The organism is Streptomyces sp. NRRL B-3229 (genome assembly GCF_000719505.1).
Lineage (GTDB): Bacteria > Actinomycetota > Actinomycetes > Streptomycetales > Streptomycetaceae > Streptomyces > Streptomyces griseorubiginosus.
Genome location: NZ_JOGP01000037.1, coordinates 25,016 through 43,749 on the forward strand (window position 1 = coordinate 25,016; position 18,734 = coordinate 43,749).

At 69.3% G+C, this 18,734-nt stretch carries 11 protein-coding genes, 1 tRNA gene and 1 rRNA gene; 1 reads left to right on the top strand and 12 read right to left on the bottom strand.

What is annotated here, in order from left to right:
- Positions 1–116: 116 nt before the first annotated feature.
- The 9 genes from IF54_RS43745 to IF54_RS0136815 all read right to left on the bottom strand — a co-directional run bounded on the left by IF54_RS43745 (position 117) and on the right by IF54_RS0136815 (position 14,514).
- On the bottom strand, positions 117–404 hold the full coding sequence (locus IF54_RS43745) for a hypothetical protein (RefSeq protein WP_051735678.1): 288 nt from the start codon (positions 402–404) through the stop codon (positions 117–119).
- Positions 405–673: 269 nt separating this feature from the next.
- Entirely contained in the window at positions 674–1,054 is a 381-nt protein-coding gene (locus IF54_RS0136780; RefSeq protein WP_007385114.1) for a helix-turn-helix domain-containing protein, read from the bottom strand.
- Between the two features lie 109 nt (positions 1,055–1,163).
- Entirely contained in the window at positions 1,164–1,709 is a 546-nt protein-coding gene (locus tag IF54_RS0136785; protein WP_030326927.1) for a CinA family protein, read from the bottom strand.
- Positions 1,706–2,581 (bottom strand): CDP-diacylglycerol--glycerol-3-phosphate 3-phosphatidyltransferase, encoded by an 876-nt coding sequence (gene pgsA, locus IF54_RS0136790; protein WP_030326928.1) that lies wholly within the window; start codon positions 2,579–2,581, stop codon positions 1,706–1,708. The genes IF54_RS0136785 and pgsA overlap by 4 nt, the downstream gene beginning before the upstream one ends.
- Entirely contained in the window at positions 2,578–4,071 is a 1,494-nt protein-coding gene (gene rimO / locus IF54_RS0136795) for a 30S ribosomal protein S12 methylthiotransferase RimO (protein ID WP_078852240.1), read from the bottom strand. The genes pgsA and rimO overlap by 4 nt, the downstream gene beginning before the upstream one ends.
- Positions 4,072–4,163: 92 nt before the next feature.
- A complete protein-coding gene (locus IF54_RS0136800) occupies positions 4,164–5,003 on the bottom strand; it encodes a helix-turn-helix domain-containing protein (protein ID WP_030326932.1) in 840 nt (279 codons plus the stop codon).
- 245 nt (positions 5,004–5,248) lie between these two features.
- Positions 5,249–7,972 carry a DNA translocase FtsK gene (locus IF54_RS0136805; RefSeq protein WP_051735679.1) on the bottom strand — a complete coding sequence of 908 codons (2,724 nt, stop codon included), beginning with the start codon at positions 7,970–7,972 and terminating at the stop codon, positions 5,249–5,251.
- A gap of 142 nt (positions 7,973–8,114) precedes the next feature.
- Positions 8,115–8,798: a response regulator gene (locus IF54_RS0136810; protein ID WP_030326935.1), complete on the bottom strand. Its 684-nt coding sequence runs from the start codon at positions 8,796–8,798 to the stop codon at positions 8,115–8,117.
- Between the two features lie 244 nt (positions 8,799–9,042).
- Positions 9,043–14,514, bottom strand: coding sequence for a HAMP domain-containing protein (locus IF54_RS0136815; RefSeq protein ID WP_107047943.1), 5,472 nt, complete (start codon positions 14,512–14,514; stop codon positions 9,043–9,045).
- 396 nt (positions 14,515–14,910) lie between these two features.
- Between IF54_RS0136815 and IF54_RS0136820 the strand changes: the two genes are divergently transcribed.
- On the top strand, positions 14,911–17,664 hold the full coding sequence (locus IF54_RS0136820) for a SpoIIE family protein phosphatase (protein WP_030326937.1): 2,754 nt from the start codon (positions 14,911–14,913) through the stop codon (positions 17,662–17,664).
- A gap of 47 nt (positions 17,665–17,711) precedes the next feature.
- On the opposite strand, the gene IF54_RS0136825 is transcribed toward IF54_RS0136820, so the two are convergent.
- From IF54_RS0136825 to rrf, 3 genes are all read right to left on the bottom strand, one after another.
- A tRNA-Thr gene (locus IF54_RS0136825) sits at positions 17,712–17,787 on the bottom strand.
- Positions 17,788–17,862: 75 nt separating this feature from the next.
- Entirely contained in the window at positions 17,863–18,525 is a 663-nt protein-coding gene (locus IF54_RS0136830; RefSeq protein WP_020139089.1) for a DegT/DnrJ/EryC1/StrS family aminotransferase, read from the bottom strand.
- Positions 18,526–18,639: 114 nt separating this feature from the next.
- Positions 18,640–18,734: ribosomal RNA gene (rrf, locus tag IF54_RS40630) — 5S ribosomal RNA — on the bottom strand; the annotation flags it as partial.

Genomic DNA, 18,734 nt, shown 5'->3' on the forward strand with positions numbered 1-18,734 from the left:
GCACCCACACGGCCTCCGGCCGCTTCCGTCCGGACCGCCTCAGCTCACCCCGCCGAATCCACCCGCTCCCCTTGCCGAACCGCCCTCACCGCACCGCAACGCCCACACCAACGCCCTCACCGACCCCTCTCCGCCTCACCCTCCCCCGCAACCGACCCCTGACCGCCGTGACGCCGCGCACTCCCCGTCCGCCACGCCCGACGCCACCGCCCGGCCCCCAGCGCCCCCAGAGCCCGCCCCTTCGGCACGCAGTGGACCGGCAGCAGGCTCAGCCCCCACCCGCCGGCGGCTACCGCCCCTTCGAGCGCCCCGGCGTCGGGTGACAGCAGCAGCCGCGCCACGGCCCACCACCACAGCACCCCGAGCCCGAGAGCCACCCCCCGGCACACGGTCGGCCCCGCCATGCAGCCACCTCCAGCCCGGACGCTAGACCGCCGCCTCACCCGAGAGGGAGGGCGCACCCCGGGCACACGGACGCATCAAGACGTCCGCCGTCACCGAAGCAGCAACCCAGGCACCCGACAACGCCACCCGCACATCGCTCCAAGATGCACGAAAACCCCGACCCGCGCCTCTCCAGATCTACCGGAGAAGCCCGTCCGGGGCCTCGCACACTTCTTCTCAGCGCGCTGTCGGCACACGCTATCACCGGCGTGAGCGACCAGCCTGAGCACTACGCCGCGACGACGTCCACCGCTTCGCTGGGCGCCTTGATGGTGACCCGTTCCGGTGGCACACCCTTGACCGAGACGGAACCCAGCATCGGGCGCACCGGCGCGGGTACGGGCTCGCTGGGGGTGGCCGCAGCGGACTGGGCCAGTTCGGCGAGGGCGAGCTCGTCGCTCACTTCCCGCATGAGTTCGGACATCCGTACGTCCAGCGCGTCGCAGATCGCGGAGAGCAGCTCGGAGGAAGCCTCCTTCTGCCCCCGCTCCACCTCGGAGAGATAGCCGAGTGAGACTCGGGCGGACGAGGAGACTTCGCGCAGAGTACGGCCCTGGCGTTGGCGCTGCCGACGCAGCACGTCACCCAGCAGGCGACGGAGCAGAATCATCGGTGGCTCCCTCCTCGGACCGCGTAGCCGCATCCTTCACGCCCCACCGTACCGCCTCGCGCCGCGGCCGTGCGGGGAGCGATGTCGTGTTCACTCAGGGCTGCAAACATCAAAACCCCCCGTTCCGTTCCGTATCCTGTGCCCGCTCATTCCCGCTCTGTTCGCCCGTAAGCTCTTCCAGGAGCAAAGCGAGTACGCTCCGTACACTCTCCATACGAATTTCCGCGCGGTCGCCGTTCAACCGCAGCGCGGTCACTTTCCCGCCACCAGTTGCCGCGGAAGCGCCCTCGGCGGGCCCGTCGACAGCCACGTACACCGTTCCGACGGGCTTGCCGTCCTGCGGTTCCGGGCCGGCGACTCCGGTGGTCGCGATACCCCAGTCGGCACCGAGCGCCTTGCGCACTCCGGCCGCCATCTGGGCCGCGACCTGCGGATCCACCGCCCCGCGCTGGTCCAGCAGGGTGGCGTCGACCCCCAGCAGCTCGTGCTTGAGTTCGGTGGCGTAGGCCGTCACCGAGCCCCGGAACGCCTTGGAGGCTCCGGGAGCCGCTGTGATTTCCGCCGCAACCAGCCCGCCGGTCAGCGACTCGGCGACCGCGAGCGTCTGTCCGTTCACAGCGAGTAGTCGTACCACCTGGGCGGCCGGGGAGTTCACGCTTCCGCCTCCTCCAACGCCGCCTTGCGCTCAGCGATTCCCTGCCTGCGCAGCACGATGGCCTGTCTCACGTAGTCGAGCCCGGTCGCGACGGTCAGCACGACCGCCACCGCCATCACCCAGAACCGCGCGGTGGCCAGCCATCCCGTCAGAGCCAGGATGTACATCCCCACGGCGATGCCCTGGCTGAGGGTCTTGAGCTTGCCGCCCCGGCTCGCCGGGATCACGCCGTACCGGATGACGAGGAAACGCAGCAGGGTGATCCCGAGTTCCCTGCCGAGGATGACGATCGTCACCCACCAGGGCAGGTCGCCGAGCGCGGAGAGACAGACCAGCGCCGCCCCCATGATCGCTTTGTCGGCGATGGGGTCGGCGATCTTCCCGAAGTCGGTGACGAGGTTGTAGGTGCGGGCCAGGTGACCGTCGAACAGGTCGGTGATCATGGCGACGGAGAAGGCCGCCCAGGCGAACGACCGCCACGCGGGGTCGTGCCCGCCGTCGGCCAGCATCAGGGCGACGAAGCCGGGCACCAGGACCAGCCGGAGCATGGTCAGCAGATTGGCGATGTTCCAGACGCTGGCCTGGTTGACGGCCGCGGCCGCGATCTTCTTGCCCGGCGAGGGCTTGGCGTCGGAGCCGCCCTCGCGGTCCGGGGAGACCTCGGACACGACGGTGGCCCCAGGAGCGACACCCCCACCGGGGACTACACCCGCCCCGGTCGCCACGCCGGCCCGCGCCTCGCCCGCCGTACCGGAGACCGTGTCCGAAGGAGTGCCGGGGACCGCACCGGAGGCGGCACCGGGGACACCGCCCACCGGTCCGCCCTTCGCGGCGGAGGGGCCACCTGCGGCGGACGCCGGAACTCCGGTCATCTGCCCGCCTCCTCACTACACGCGAGCGAACCGTCGAGCGGCTCGGCCACCAGGTCGACACCTTCCGTACCGACCACCTTCGCTTCGACCATACGGCCGACGCTCAGGCCTTCGCCGCTCGTGAGCAGCACCTGGCCGTCGGTCTCGGGCGCCTGGTGCGCGCCACGCCCGTACACGCCCTCGTCGTCGACCGACTCGACCAGCACGTGCACGGTCTCGCCGACCCGCTCCTCGGCGCGCTGCGAGACGAGTTCCTCGGCGAGCCGGGACACACGCGCCAGCCGCTCGGCGACCACGTCCTCGTCCAGCTTGTTCTCGTACGTCGCGGCCTCGGTGCCCTCCTCGTCGGAGTACCCGAAGACACCGATGGCATCCAGTCGCGCGCCGTTCAGGAACCGCTCCAGCTCCGCGAGGTCGGCCTCGCTCTCGCCGGGGAAGCCCACGATGAAGTTGGAGCGCACGCCGGCCTCGGGGGCCTTGCCGCGGATGGTGTCGAGGAGCTCCAGGAAGCGGTCGGTGTCGCCGAAGCGGCGCATCGCGCGCAGCACGCCGGGGGCGGAGTGCTGGAAGGACAGGTCGAAGTAGGGCACGACCTTCGGCGTGGAGGTCAGCACGTCGATCAGGCCGGGGCGCATCTCGGCGGGCTGGAGGTAGCTCACGCGCACCCGCTCGAGGCCGTCGACCTCGGCGAGCTCGGGCAGGAGGGACTCCAGCAGACGGATGTCGCCGAGGTCCTTGCCGTACGACGTGTTGTTCTCGGAGACCAGCATGATCTCCTTGACGCCCTGCTCGGCCAGCCAGCGCGTCTCGTTCAGGACGTCCGAGGGGCGGCGCGAGATGAAGGAGCCGCGGAAGGACGGGATGGCGCAGAACGAGCAGCGCCGGTCGCAGCCGGAGGCGAGCTTCACCGAGGCGACCGGGGAGCCGTCCAGACGGCGGCGCAGGGGCGCGCGGGGGCCGGAGGCCGGCGCGAGACCCTCCGGCAGGTCGGCGGGGGCAGGAGTCTCCTCCACGGCCGGACCGTGGCCGGGCAGCGCGACGGACGCGGCCGACTCCTGACGCTGGGCGGGGCTGATCGGCAGCAGCTTGCGCCGGTCGCGCGGGGTGTGGGCGGCGTGGATGCCGCCGCTGAGGATCGTCTGGAGGCGGTCGGAGATGTCGGCGTAGTCGTCGAAGCCGAGCACGCCGTCGGCCTCGGGGAGGGCCTCGGCGAGGTCCTTGCCGTACCGCTCGGCCATGCAGCCCACCGCCACGACGGCCTGGGTTCTGCCGTGACCCTTGAGGTCGTTGGCCTCCAGGAGGGCGTCGACGGAGTCCTTCTTGGCGGCCTCGACGAAGCCACAGGTGTTCACGACGGCGACGTCCGCGTCGGCGGCGTCCTCCACGAGATCCCAGCCGTCCGCCTCCAAACGGCCTGCGAGCTCCTCCGAGTCCACCTCGTTACGGGCGCAGCCAAGGGTGACCAGTGCGACGGTACGGCGTTCAGGCATGGGCTCAAGACTACTTCGTCCCACCGACACCCCATGTCGAAGGGGTTGGCCGATCTTGGCCAACCCCTTCGCGACGGAAACCGAACAGATGCCTAGCCGACCTGCGGGTCGCCCTTCGTGTACGTCAGGCGCTCCACGGCGCCGGGCTGCCAGTCGTCGTCGATCTTCTTGCCGTTCACATACAGCTGGATGGCTCCGGCGTCACCGAGGACGAGGTTGATCTTGTCGCTGTCCTGGAAGGTCTTGGAGTCGCCCTGCTTGAGCAGTCCGTCGAACAGGGTCCGGCCGTTGTGGTCCTTGGCGAGGATCCAGCTCTTTCCGTCGGCGGCGCTGATCTGCACGGTCACCTTGTCCTGGGGTGCCGCCGCGATGGCGCTGTCGGACGGGGTCGGCTTCGGGTCCTTGGGGGTCGCCTTGTCGGACTTGGGTGTCGGTGACTTGGTCGTGGCAGGCGTGGTGCCGTCGGCGACCTGGGTCGTCCCGCCGTCGTCGCCGCCCTTGAAGGCGGTGAACCCGACGAAGCCGACCACGGCCACGATCGCGGCGACCATGGCCGCGGTCCAGTTGGGTCCCCGGCGCTCGGGACGGATGCGTTCCGCCTCGAACAGCGGGGCGGCCGGGGTGGGGGCCGGACGTCCACCGCCGTGATCGGCGGCGTACTGGTCCAGCAGCGGAGCCGGATCCAGATGGACGGCCTTGGCCAGAGTCCGGATGTGGCCCCGGGCGTACACGTCGCCACCGCAGGGAGCGAAGTCGTCCGCCTCGATGGCGTGCACGATGGCGATGCGGACCCTGGTGGCGCTGCTGACGTCGTCGACGGTCAGCCCGGCCGCGATCCGCGCCTGTTTCAGGGCGTGGCCGACGGAGAGGCGGGCTTCCGGCGGGTCGTCTTCGAACGGACGCTCGTCTTCAGGGGAGTTGCCGATGGACACGGGGGCGCCTTTCGAGCGTTTGAGCCACCTGTGCTGAGGGTTCAGTTTAGGGGGGGTACGAAAGGGTGGGGCAACCGGGCGGTAGGACTTTGTACGCCATCGGTATGGCCGGACACGCCGATGGTGGAGCAGCAGCTTTTCGCTTCCCTCAACTTGACGTGCGCCGAAGGGAAACGGTTGCTCAATGATCCCTTACGGGTGAGTCACGATCGAACATCGGTGGCCGCACCCGTTCCGTGCTCCCCTCAAGCTTCCCCGCGAATCACCGCAAGCACTCCGTCCAGCTCGTCAGCCTTCACGAGAACGTCACGAGCCTTGGAGCCCTCGCTCGGCCCGACGATCCCCCGCGACTCCATCAGGTCCATCAGCCGCCCGGCCTTGGCGAACCCGACCCGCAGCTTGCGCTGGAGCATCGACGTCGACCCGAACTGCGTGGAGACGACCAGCTCGGCCGCCTGGCACAGCAGGTCGAGGTCGTCGCCGATCTCCTCGTCGATCTCCTTCTTCTGCTTGGTCCCCACGACGACGTCGTCCCGGAAGACCGGCGCCATCTGGTCCTTGCAGTGCTGGACGATCGCCGCGACCTCGTCCTCGGTCACGAAGGCGCCCTGCATACGGGTGGGTTTGTTGGCGCCCATCGGCAGGAAGAGCCCGTCGCCCTTGCCGATCAGCTTCTCCGCGCCGGGCTGGTCGAGGATGACCCGCGAGTCGGCGAGCGAGGAGGTGGCGAAGGCGAGCCGCGAGGGCACGTTCGCCTTGATCAGACCGGTGACGACGTCCACCGACGGCCGCTGCGTGGCGAGCACCAGGTGGATGCCGGCCGCGCGCGCGAGCTGCGTGATGCGCACGATCGCGTCCTCGACGTCCCGCGGCGCGACCATCATCAGGTCGGCGAGCTCGTCGACGATCACCAGCAGATACGGGTACGGCTGGAGCTCACGCTCGCTGCCCTCGGGCAGTTTGACCTTGCCGTTCCTGATGGCCTCGTTGAAGTCGTCGATGTGCCGGAATCCGTACGCCGCCAGGTCGTCGTAGCGCAGGTCCATCTCGCGTACGACCCACTGGAGCGCCTCGGCGGCCCGCTTCGGGTTGGTGATGATCGGCGTGATGAGGTGCGGGATGCCCTCGTAGGCCGTCAGTTCCACGCGCTTGGGGTCGACGAGGACCATGCGCACGTCCTCGGGGGTCGCGCGCACCATGATGGAAGTGATCAAGCAGTTGATGCACGACGACTTACCGGAACCGGTGGCTCCGGCGACGAGCACGTGCGGCATCTTCGCCAGGTTGGCCATCACATAGCCGCCCTCGACGTCCTTGCCGAGCGCGACCAGCATGGGGTGCTCGTCCTCGGCGGCGGCCGCGAGCCGCAGCACGTCACCGAGGTTGACCATCTCCCGGTCGGTGTTGGGGATCTCGATGCCGACCGCGGACTTGCCGGGGATCGGGCTGATGATCCGCACGTCCGGGCTGGCGACGGCGTACGCGATGTTCTTGGCCAGCGCGGTGATCCGCTCGACCTTCACGGCGGGTCCGAGCTCGACCTCGTAGCGCGTGACCGTCGGTCCGCGCGTGAAGCCGGTGACGGCGGCGTCGACCTTGAACTCGGTGAAGACGTTCGTCAGCGAGGCGACTATGGCGTCGTTGGCCGCGCTGCGCGCCTTGCCCGGGCCACCGCGCTCCAGGAGGTCGAGCGAGGGCAGCGAGTAGGTGATGTCACCCGAGAGCTGGAGCTGCTCCGCGCGCGCGGGCAGGTCGCTCGGCGCCTCGGGAGCGGGCTTGGTGAGGTCCGCGACCTCGACCTTGAGCTTCTCCTGCTTCGGCTTCGCCTCCTGCTTGGGCCGCGCGGCCGGGACCGGGGTGGGCACCGGGGTCGTCTCCACCCGGTCGCCCACGCTCACCCCCTGGGTGAGGTCGGCGACCAGCGGCGACGGCGGCAGACCGTGCATGACGACGCCGTCAAGGTCCGCGGCGGCGGCCGCGGCGAAGTCCACGGCGTCCATCTGCCGGTCCATCGCGGGCTGCGGCACCGCGGAGCGCCTGGGCCGCCCGCGACGCTGCGAGAGGGCTTCCTGCTCCGCGTCGTCGGGGTCGTACGACTCGGGTGCGGGACCGCGCCTGCGACCGCGCGCGGGCAGCGCCTCACGCCACTGCTCGTCGTAGCGCTCGTCGTCGTCCCCGAACTCGTCCACGACCGGGTCGTGCACGATCCCGAGCCGCACCCCGAGCTCCCGCAGCCGTCGCGGGATGGCGTTGACAGGGGTGGCGGTGACGACGAGCAGGCCGAAGACGGTCAGCAGCACCAGCAGCGGTACGGCCAGGACCTCGCCCATGGTGTACGTCAGCGGGGTGGCCGCTCCCCAGCCGATGAGACCGCCGGCGTCCCTTATGGCCTGCATGCCGGAGCTGCGGGCCGGCGAGCCGCAGGCGATGTGGACCTGCCCGAGCACACCGATGACGAGCGCCGACAGGCCGATCACGATCCGGCCGTTGGCCTCGGGCTTCTCGGGGTGCCGGATGAAACGGACGGCGACGACCGCGAGCAGTATCGGTACGAGGAGGTCGAGCCGGCCGAAGGCGCCCGTCACGATGATCTCGACGAGGTCGCCGACCGGGCCGCGCAGGTTCGACCAGGTACCGGCGGCGACGATCAGGCCGAGTCCGAGCAGCAGGAGGGCCACGCCGTCCTTCCGGTGGGCGGGGTCGAGGTTCTTGGCACCCTGCCCTATGCCGCGGAACACCGCGCCGACGGCATGGGCGAGGCCGAGCCAGAGGGCCCGGACGAGCCGGAGGACGCCACCGGTGGGACTGGGCGCGGGCCTCGGCGGCGCGGCCTTCTTCGCGGGGGCCTTCCTGGCGGGTGCCTTCTTCGCCGGGGCCCTCTTGGCGACCGCCTTCTTCGCCGGACCCTTCGCGGGAGCGGCAGCCTTCTTGGCGGGCTGCTTCTTGGCTGCGGAGGGACGTGAGGCCATAGGTGTGAGATTACCGGTGGAGAAGGCAACGGACACGTGTGCCCGCTGCTTCACCCGTTCGTGTCGCTCCTGAAGAGGCGTGGAACTGACGCACGCTTGTGGAACGGGTGAATTGACGGATGCTCACCGGCGCGATCCCGCGTCAGTTCTGCGAGGACACCGAAGGAGAGGTCCCGGTTCCGGGCTCCAGCGCGTCCAGCGCCCGTCGCAACCCCGTGAGTTTGCGTTCGAGATGGGCCGCGGTGGCCACCGCGGCCGCGTCCGCGGACTCGTCGTCGAGTTGCTTGGACAGCGCCTCCGCCTGCTCCTCGACCGCCGCCAGGCGCGCCGACAGCTCGGCGAGCAGACCGGCCGGCTCCTTGGCGTCGCCGGCCGCGGCCTTGCCGCCACCGCCCTCCAACTGGAGCCGCAGCAGCGCCGCCTGCTCACGCAGCTGGCAGTTCTTCATGTAGAGCTCGACGAAGACCGAGACCTTCGCGCGCAGCACCCACGGGTCGAACGGCTTGGAGATGTAGTCCACCGCGCCGGCCGCGTAGCCGCGGAAGGTGTGGTGCGGACCGTGGTTGATCGCGGTGAGGAAGATGATCGGGATGTCCCGGGTCCGCTCCCGCCGTTTGATGTGCGCCGCGGTCTCGAAGCCGTCCATGCCAGGCATCTGGACGTCCAGCAGAATCACCGCGAAGTCGTCCGTGAGCAGCGCTTTGAGCGCTTCCTCCCCGGACGATGCCCGCACCAGTGTCTGATCGAGCGCGGAGAGGATGGCCTCCAGCGCCAGCAGATTCTCCGGCCGGTCATCGACCAGGAGGATCTTGGCCTTCTGCACCATGGCCCGCCCTCCTCGCCCCGGATGTGCACCGGGTGCCGCCCCTGGGGACGACTCCCTTTCGCCGCCCGTCCTTGTGCCGGTCATCGTAGCCGCACCCTGTCTGTCGCCACACCCTGTCACCGCGATGTCACTGTGCACGTAGCACGAACGAAGCGGGAGACCAGAAGGTTCCCCGAATCCCGCAGTTCTACACGGCGTCGGACACACTCGGTCAGCAACTCCGCGTGAACTTCGCCGAATCCCATCACTCTCCCCGCATCCACTGTTGCATCACCGACAGCAGATGATCGGGATCGACCGGCTTGGTCACGTAGTCGGAGGCTCCCGACTCCAGCGCCTTCTCCCGGTCGCCCTTCATCGCCTTCGCGGTCAGCGCGATGATGGGGAGCCCGGCGAACTGCGGCATCCTGCGGATCGCCGTCGTGGTCGCGTACCCGTCCATCTCCGGCATCATGATGTCCATCAGGACGACCGCCACGTCCTCGTGCTGCTCCAGCACCTCGATGCCCTCACGGCCGTTCTCCGCGTAGAGCACGGACAGTCCGTGCTGTTCGAGGACGCTGGTGAGCGCGAACACGTTGCGGATGTCGTCGTCGACGATCAGCACCTTCTCCCCGCCGAACCGGATGCCCCGGCGCGGCTGCGGCGCGGACTGGTGCTCCACCGCCGACCACTGGTCCGGCTGCCCGATCCGCTGCTCAAGGGCGGGCGCGGTCCGGCGGCGGCGCCGGAACAGCGCCGCGGCGCCGTTCTGCGTCTCCTGGTACGACCTCACCTCGGCCGGCGTCTCCACCTCGGCCCCGGACACGCCGTTCTCCGACGTGGACGCCACGAGGTCGCCGGCCTCCAGGGCGGGCATGGACTGCTGGTAGCCCTGGGGCGGCAGTTCACTGGGGTGCAGCGGCAGATACAGCGTGAACGTCGATCCGCGTCCCGGCTCGCTCTGCGCGTGGATCTCACCGCCGAGCAGCTGAGCGATCTCCCGTGAGATCGACAGGCCGAGACCGGTACCGCCGTACTTGCGGCTGGTCGTGCCGTCGGCCTGCTTGAACGCCTCGAAGATCACCCGCATCTTGCTCGCCGCGATCCCGATGCCGGTGTCGGTCACCGAGAACGCGATCAGGTCGGCGTCCGCGTCACGCAGCGAACCGGCCTCCAGCAACTGCTCCCGGATCGCCACCGGCACATCCCGCCCGGCGGGCCGGATGACCAGCTCGACGGCCCCGGAGTCGGTGAACTTCACCGCGTTGGACAGCAGGTTGCGCAGCACCTGGAGCAGGCGCTGCTCGTCGGTGTGCAGGGTGGCGGGCAGCTCGGGCGAGACCCGTACCGACAGGTCGAGCCCCTTCTCCGCGGTCAGCGGCCGGAAGGTGGCCTCCACGTAGTCCACGAGCTGCACGAGCGCGATCCGCGTCGGGGAGACGTCCATCTTGCCCGCCTCGACCTTCGACAGGTCGAGGATGTCGTTGATCAGCTGGAGCAGGTCGGAACCGGCCCCGTGGATGGTCTCGGCGAACTCGACCTGCTTCGGGGTGAGGTTGGAGTCCGCGTTGTCGGCGAGCAGCTTGGCGAGGATCAGCAGCGAGTTGAGCGGTGTCCGCAGCTCGTGGGACATGTTGGCCAGGAACTCGCTCTTGTACCGCATCGACACGGCGAGTTGCTCGGCACGCTCCTCCAGGACCTGCCGCGCCTCCTCGATCTCGGTGTTCTTCACCTCGATGTCGCGGTTCTGCTGGGCCAGCAGCTCGGCCTTCTCCTCCAGCTCGGCGTTGGACGCCTGGAGGGCCTTCTGCCGGTTCTCCAACTCCGCCGACCGCTCCCTGAGTTGCTCGGTGAGCTCCTGCGACTGCTTCAGCAGCACCTCCGTCTTGGTGTTGACGGAGATCGTGTTGACGCTGGTCGCGATCATCTCGGCGATCTGGTTGAGGAAGTCCTTCTGGATCTGCGTAAAGGGTGTGAAGGAAGCGAGCTCGATGACTCCGAGCACCTTCCCCTCGAACAGCACCGGGAGGACGATCACTTGCGCGGGCGGCGCCTCTCCGAGACCGGAGGAGATCTTCAGGTAGCCGCTGGGCGCGTTCTCCACCAGGATCGTGCGCTTCTCCTCGGCGGCCGTGCCGATGAGCGCCTCCCCCGGCCGGAACGACGTCGGCATGGAGCCCATCGAGTAGCCGTACGACCCGAGCATCCGCAGCTCGTACTGGTCGTCGCTGTCGGCCGCGAGGTCCTTGCCGTCGAGCAGCGGCATGGCGACGAAGAACGCGCCGTGCTGGGCGGACACCACCGGCGTCAGCTCGCTCATGATCAGCGAGGCCACGTCCTCCAGATCCCGGCGGCCCTGCATGAGTGCCGAGATACGGGCCAGGTTGCCCTTGAGCCAGTCCTGCTCCTTGTTGGCGATCGTGGTGTCGCGCAGGTTGGCGATCATCTTGTTGATGTAGTCCTGGAGCTCCTGGATCTCGCCGGACGCGTCCACGTCGATCTTCAGGTTCAGATCGCCCCGGGTCACCGCGGTCGCCACGCGCGCGATGGCGCGTACCTGGCGAGTGAGGTTTCCTGCCATTTCGTTCACGGACTCGGTGAGGTCGCGCCAGGTGCCGTCGACGTCCCGCACCCGTGCCTGTCCGCCGAGCTGTCCCTCCGTGCCCACCTCGCGGGCGACTCGGGTGACCTCCTCGGCGAAGGACGACAACTGGTCGACCATCGTGTTGATCGTGGTCTTCAGCTCAAGGATCTCGCCCCGGGCGTCGATGTCGATCTTCTTCGTCAGGTCACCCTTGGCGATGGCCGTGGTCACCATGGCGATGTTCCGCACCTGACCGGTCAGGTTGGAGGCCATCTGGTTCACGGACTCGGTGAGGTCCTTCCAGGTGCCGGCCACACCGGGCACCCGTGCCTGACCGCCCAGGATGCCGTCCGTGCCCACCTCGCGGGCCACCTTGGTGACCTGGTCGGCGAACGAACTCAGCGTCTTCACCATGGTGTTGAAGGTGTCGGCGAGCTGGGCGACCTCACCGCGCGCCTCGATGGTCACCGTCCGCGTGAGGTCACCGTTGGCGACCGCGTTGGCGACCTGGGAGATGTTGCGCACCTGCATGGTCAGGTTGTTGGCCATCAGGTTCACGTTGTCGCTGAGGTCCTTCCAGATGCCCGTGACACCCGGAACCCGTGCCTGACCGCCCAGCTGACCCTCGGTGCCCACCTCGCGGGCCACCCGCGTCACCTGCTCGGCGAACGACGACAGCTGGTCCACCATCGTGTTGACGGTGGTGACGAGCTCGAGGATCTCGCCCTTGGCGTCGACGGTGATCTTCTTGGAGAGGTCGCCCTTGGCGACGGCGGTCGTGACCTCGGCGATGTTGCGCACCTGGATGGTCAGGTTGTTCGCCATGAAGTTCACGGACTGCGTGAGGTCCTTCCAGGTGCCGGAGACCCCCTGCACCTCGGCCTGCCCGCCCAGGATGCCCTCGGTGCCCACCTCGCGGGCCACCCGCGTCACCTGGTCGGCGAAGCTGGAGAGCTGGTCCACCATCGTGTTGAGGGTGTTCTTCAGTTCCAGGATCTCGCCCCGGGCGTCCACGTCGATCTTCTGCGACAGGTCACCCCGGGCCACCGCGGTCGCCACCTGGGCGATGTTCCGCACCTGGGCAGTAAGGTTTCCTGCCATTCCGTTCACGGAGTCGGTCAGGTCCCGCCACACACCGGCTACGCCGGGCACCTGCGCCTGGCCGCCGAGTCGGCCCTCGGTGCCCACGTCACGGGCCACGCGGGTCACCTGGTCGGCGAAGGCGGAGAGCTGGTCGACCATCGTGTTGATGGTGTTCTTCAGCTCCAGGATCTCGCCCCGGGCGTCCACGTCGATCTTCTGGGAGAGGTCACCCCGGGCCACCGCGGTCGTCACCTGGGCGATCTGCCGCACCTGCGAGGTGAGGTTGCCACCCATGAAGTTGACGGAGTCCGTGAGTTCCTTCCAGGTGCCGGAGACCCCCGGCACCACGGCCTGACCGCCCAGGCGCCCCTCGGTGCCCACGTCACGGGCCATCCGCGTCACCTGGTCGGCGAAGGCGGACAGCTGGTCGACCATCGTGTTCACGGTGTTCTTCAGCTGGAGCATCTCGCCGGAGACGTCCACGGTGACCTTCTGCGACAGGTCACCGTTGGCCACCGCCGTCGTCACCTGGGCGATGTTCCTCACCTGACCGGTGAGGTTCCTGAACGCCGTGTTGACGGAGTCGGTGAGGTCCTTCCAGGTTCCGGCGGCCCCGGGCACCTGGGCCTGACCGCCCAGCTCACCCTCGACGCCGATCTCGCGCGCCACCCGCGTGACCTCGGCACCGAACGCGGACAGCTGGTCCACCATCCCGTTGACGGTGTTCTTCAGCTCCAGCATCTCGCCGGCCACGTCGACGGTGACCTTCTGCGACAGGTCACCGTTGGCCACCGCCGTGGTCACCGCGGCGATGTCCCGCACCTGCGTGGTGAGGTTCCGGAAGACCGTGTTCACCGAATCGGTGAGGTCCTTCCACGTTCCCGCCGCACCCGGCACGTTCGCCTGCCCGCCGAGCTGCCCCTCGGCACCGACCTCATTGGCCACCCGCGTGACCTCGTCCGCGAAGATCCGCAGCGTCTCGGTCATCTGGTTGATCGTGTCGGCGAGCTGCGCGACCTCACCGCGTGCGGACACCGTCACCTTCTGCGACAGATCACCGCTGGCGACCGCCGTCGTCACCTGGGCGATGCCGCGCACCTGGGCAGTAAGGTTTCCTGCCATCAGGTTCACCGAATCGGTGAGGTCCTTCCACACACCGGCCACACCCGGCACCTGCGCCTGGCCACCCAGCTCGCCCTCGACACCCACCTCGCGCGCGACGCGGGTCACCTCGGAGGAGAAGGACGACAGCTGGTCCACCATCGTGTTGACGGTGTTCTTCAGCTCCAGCATCTCGCCGGCCACGTGCACCGTGACCTTGCGGGACAGGTCACCCTTGGCGACCGCAGTCGTCACCAGGGCGATGTCCCGCACCTGGGCCGTCAGCCGGTACGCCATCGTGTTGACGGACTCGGTCAGGTCCTTCCAGGAACCCGACATGCCCCGCACGCGTGCCTGGCCGCCGAGCTTGCCCTCGGTACCGACCTCGCTGGCCACCCGCGTGACCTCGTCGGTGAAGGTCGACAACTGATCGACAAGGTTGTTTACAGTCCGCCCGACCTTCAGGAACTCCCCGCGCAGCGGGTGCCCCGTCCCGTCCGGCGCCTGCGTCCTGAGCTCCATGCGGGGCGAGAGGTCACCCTCCGCGACCGCCGAGAGCACCCGGCCGACCTCGGAGACCGGCCGTACGAGATCGTCCACCAGCGCGTTGGAGGCATCGATGGCGGACGCCCAGGAGCCCTCACAGGCGCCTGTTTCCAGCCTTTCCGTGAGCTTGCCCTCACGGCCCACCATGCGCCGCACCCGCGACAGCTCACCCGTCAGATGCAGATTGCGGTCGGCCACCTCGTTGAAAACAGCCGCGATCTCCGACATCGGGCCGTCGCCGGACACCGTGAGCCTCTTGCGGAAGTTCCCGTCCCGCATGGACACCAGGGCCGCCAGCAGCCGGTTCAGGGCCGCCGTGTCCACCGTGGTGGTGCCATTGCTCGGTTTACGCTGGTTGCTCGGGGACTGTCCGCCTTTCGCGCGCGTCTTAGTGCCCCGCGTCGCTGCGCCAGACTCCACTGTGTCCCTCCCGCAGGGGTCGACCGTTACTGCTGTGCTCGGGTGGTACCGCGCGGCATACCGGTTGCTGCCGCGCACTCCTGCTTACTACAGCGATATCTCAACCGGGCGAACAAAGCCGCACTACGGGCTGCTGCCCGTCTCACGCGGACGGCACTCGGCCTGCCCGAACCTTCTTCAGGAGCCTGCCCAGTGTTTCACCCCGGTTGAACCCGGCCATAACAGTTCGGCAGCTTCGCACATCGTCCGCACACCCTCCGGACGGAAACACTGCAGACCGGCATCCGCACAGCCGTCGAAGGTAAGTAACCTTGCATGCGGCTGTCCAGCCGAGCCGGTCCGTCCGGCCTGGGCGGTGGCACGAGCACGAGCGGGCATCGGAGGGCGGCCGCACACATGACCACCGGACTGGTCCCCGGGGGACAGAACCCGGACCCCCGGCCGACGGGCGGCCTGCCGCAGCAGCGGCACCACCCGGTCGGCCCGGCAGCCCTGCACGTCGACAACCGGTCGAGGAGTTCTGTGATCACCGCGCGCGCGGCAGCCAGCTTCGAGCCCGTCGGACGATCGGTAGCGACCGCCCGCTCCTTCGTCCGCGACACCCTCCAGGGCTGGGGCTTCGCCGACATCGTCGACGACGCGGTGGTCCTGACCAGCGAACTCGTCACCAACGCGGTGGTCCACGCGGGCACCTCCGCGGACGTTCTGTGTCTGCGCAGTGACGAGGGCGTACGGATCGAGGTCGCCGACCGCTACCCCGAGCGCGAGATCCCCCTCCAGGGCCAGGCCGTCAACATGGGCAACCTGGACCGCGAGGGCGGCCGCGGCCTCCAGCTCTGCGCCGCGCTCGCCAGCCGCTGGGGCGTCGAGTACACCCCCACCCACAAACAGGTGTGGTTCCGCCTCGACCTGCCCGAACGCCCGGTCGGCACCCGTACGGCCGGTCCGTCGCTGCCCGCCGACCTGCTCCCGCTGGCCGACGGCCGCGTCCGCGTCGCCGTCGTCCAGATCGACCGCACGTGCGCCATCACCTCGTGGAACGAGGACGCCGAGGAGCTCTTCGGCTACCCCGCCGAACAGGTGATCGGCAAACCCCTCACCGACCTCGCGGCCTGGCCGCACACCCCCGGCACCGGCACCGGCATCGCCGAGGCCCTGCGGCTCTCGCGCTGGGAAGGCAGTTACGGCATCAGGGCCGCCAACGGCCGCGTCACCTCGGTGTACGCCTCCCACCTGCGCGTCCGCGACTCCGGCGGCGAGCCCTCCACGGTCTGCCTGCTGGTCCGCGACCACGAACGGGCCGTACTCCAGACCCCGTTGCGCGTCGCGGCCTCCGACACGACCACGTCCCCCGACGGCCAGAGCGCCGACCCCTTCGAGGTGTTCATCGGCTCCCCCGCCCCCGACGACCTCGACGGCCTCCTCCAGCGCACGGTGGAACGCGCCCGGGACATGCTCGACGGCGACTCCGCCTTCCTGCTCCTCGCGACCGACGACGAGACGGAACTGGAGGTCCGCGCCTCGACCGGCCTGCCGTCCGCCCGCCAGCGCTTCGCACGCGTACCCGTCGAGGCGGGCCCCGGCCGCTACGGCTCCGCCCGCATGCCGGCCGTCCACGACGACCTGTCGGCCGTACCGGGCGCCGTACCGCTCCTCAGCGGCACCGGAATGCGCTCGGTCGTCACCGTCCCGCTGAAGGTCGAAGGCCGCCTCACCGGCTCCCTCGGCGTGGCCGCGGAAGCCCCCGGCAGGTATTCGAACGAAGAGGCCCTGCGCCTGCAATTCGCCGCCGACCGCATCGCGTTGGCCGTCGAGTCGGCACGCCTGGGCGAGCTGGAACGCCTGCGCCGCGGCTCGCTGAGCTTCCTCGTCGAGGCCTCCGACCTCCTCGCCGGCACCCTGGACCGCGACCAGACACTGGCCCTGATGGCCCAGATGACCGTCCCGACCCTGGCCACCTGGTGCGCCGTCTACACGATCGCCGACCAGGCCTCGGAGCCCTATCTGTCGTACGTCCTGCACGAGGACGAGGAACTCATCGACGGCATCAAGTCGTTGCTGTCGAAGGTCCAGCCCCCGGACCCTGTCCCCACGCCCGGCGCCCGCGTCTGGTCGGCCCCGGGCGAGGCCGCCCACCAGGCGGCCCTGCGAAGCTCCATGCGCAGCCTCGGCTTCAGCGGCGCCCCCACCCACCAGCTCGCCTCCGGGATCGGCCCCACGCTCGCCACGGCCTCCGCGGTGGGCGGCGAGACCGTCGTCCTCCCCCTGGTCGCCCGCAACCGCGTCATCGGCATGCTCACCCTCGGCAAGCCCACCGACGAACACTTCCGCCAGGAAATCCTGGAACTGGCCGAGGACTTGAGCCGCCGGGCCGCCCTCGCCCTGGACAACGCCCGCCTCTACTCCGAGCGCACCGCGATCAGCCAGTCCCTCCAGCGCAGCCTCCTGCCTCCCGAGCTCCCCGAGATCGACGGCGTCGAGGTCGAGGTCATCTACCGCGCGGCCGGCGAGGGCAACGAGGTCGGCGGTGACTTCTACGACGTCTTCCCGATCAGCGACGGCGCCTACGGCTTCGCCATCGGCGACGTCTGCGGCACGGGCCCGAACGCGGCGGCGGTGACGGGCCTCGCCCGCCACGCCCTCCGTCTGCTCGCCCGCGAGGGCCTGAGCGGCCCGGCGGTCCTGGAGCGCCTGAACTCCGCCATCCTCGACGAGGGCGCCCGCAGCCGCTTCCTGACCCTCCTCTACGGCGAGTTGTGGCCTCAGGAGGACGGCAGCGCCCGCCTGAAGGTCGTCTGCGCCGGCCACCCGCTCCCGCTCCGCCTGCGCCAGGACGGCACCGTCGAACCGGCCGCCGAGCCCCAGCCGCTCCTGGGCGTCATGGAGGACCTGGAGCTCTACGAGGAGACCGTGACCCTCGACCCGGGCGATGTCCTCCTCTGTGTCACGGACGGCGTCACCGAACGCCGTGAAGGCACCCGCATGCTGGGCGACGACGGCCTCGCCGACGTCCTGACCACCTGCACAGGTCTGACGGCTGGCGCGGTGGCGGCCCGCATCATGCGCGCGGTAGAGCGCTTCGCCTCCGACGCCCCGTCGGACGACATGGCGATTCTGGCGATGCGTGTCCCGGGCCTTCAGAAGGACTGAGAGAAAGCACGAAAAAGGCCCCGCCCGATTGGGCGGGGCCTTTTGACTGGAGCCCCCTAACGGAATCGAACCGTTGACCTTCTCCTTACCATGGAGACGCTCTGCCGACTGAGCTAAGGGGGCCTGTCGCCTTTTCGAGGTTTCCCTCGCGGCAACGGAATAGATCATACCCCGAACAGACCCGTGCTCCCAACTCGCTCAGAAGGCAGGCTGAAGCAGTCCCCCGAGCGCATTGCACGCGGCCACGACGCGCTGCATGTCCCGCTTGGTCAACGAGGCGTCCACCGGCAGGGCAAGGGTCTCGTCGGCGGCGCGCTCGGTCTCCGGCAGCGACACACAGCGCCGGAACTCCGGCAGCCGGTGCACGGGTGTCTTCACCGGCACCCGGCAGTCAACTCCCTTGCCTCGCAGGGCGCGAGCGAAGGCGTCCCGATCCGGACGACCGTTCCCCGGCACCCGCACCACGTACTGCTGATAGGTGTGCCCGTCCCCACCGTCGGGCGTGCGCACCCCGCGCAACTTCCCGTCCAGGTAGCAGGCCCGCTCCCGCCGCTGCGCGACCTCGTCGTACGGCGCCTCGGACTCGCCCTCCTGGAGAACGAGCAGGCCGTGCCGCTGCCCGACCTCGAGCAGCCGCCGCATATCGGCGGGCCGACCGAAACGGTGGACGACAACGACGGCCGCCGTCCGCGGAGTTACGGCCGCTTCGACAGCGGACGCGTCAAGGCAGTAGGTCGACGGATGTATGTCCGCGAACACCGGAAGCGCACCGGCGAGTGTCACCGCCTCGGCGACCTCGACGTTCCCGAAGGCCGGTACGACGACCTCGTCACCGACTCCGACGCCGGCGGCCCTGAGCATTGCAGCAGTACCCATGCTTCGGATGGTGATTGCGCAACGTGAACTTCAAGTGACGCACAACAAAAAAGGGTTGGACCCCGAACCGAAGTTCAGGGTCCAACCCTTTGAATGATTGTTCGGCGGTGTCCTACTCTCCCACAGGGTCCCCCCTGCAGTACCATCGGCGCTGTAAGGCTTAGCTTCCGGGTTCGGAATGTAACCGGGCGTTT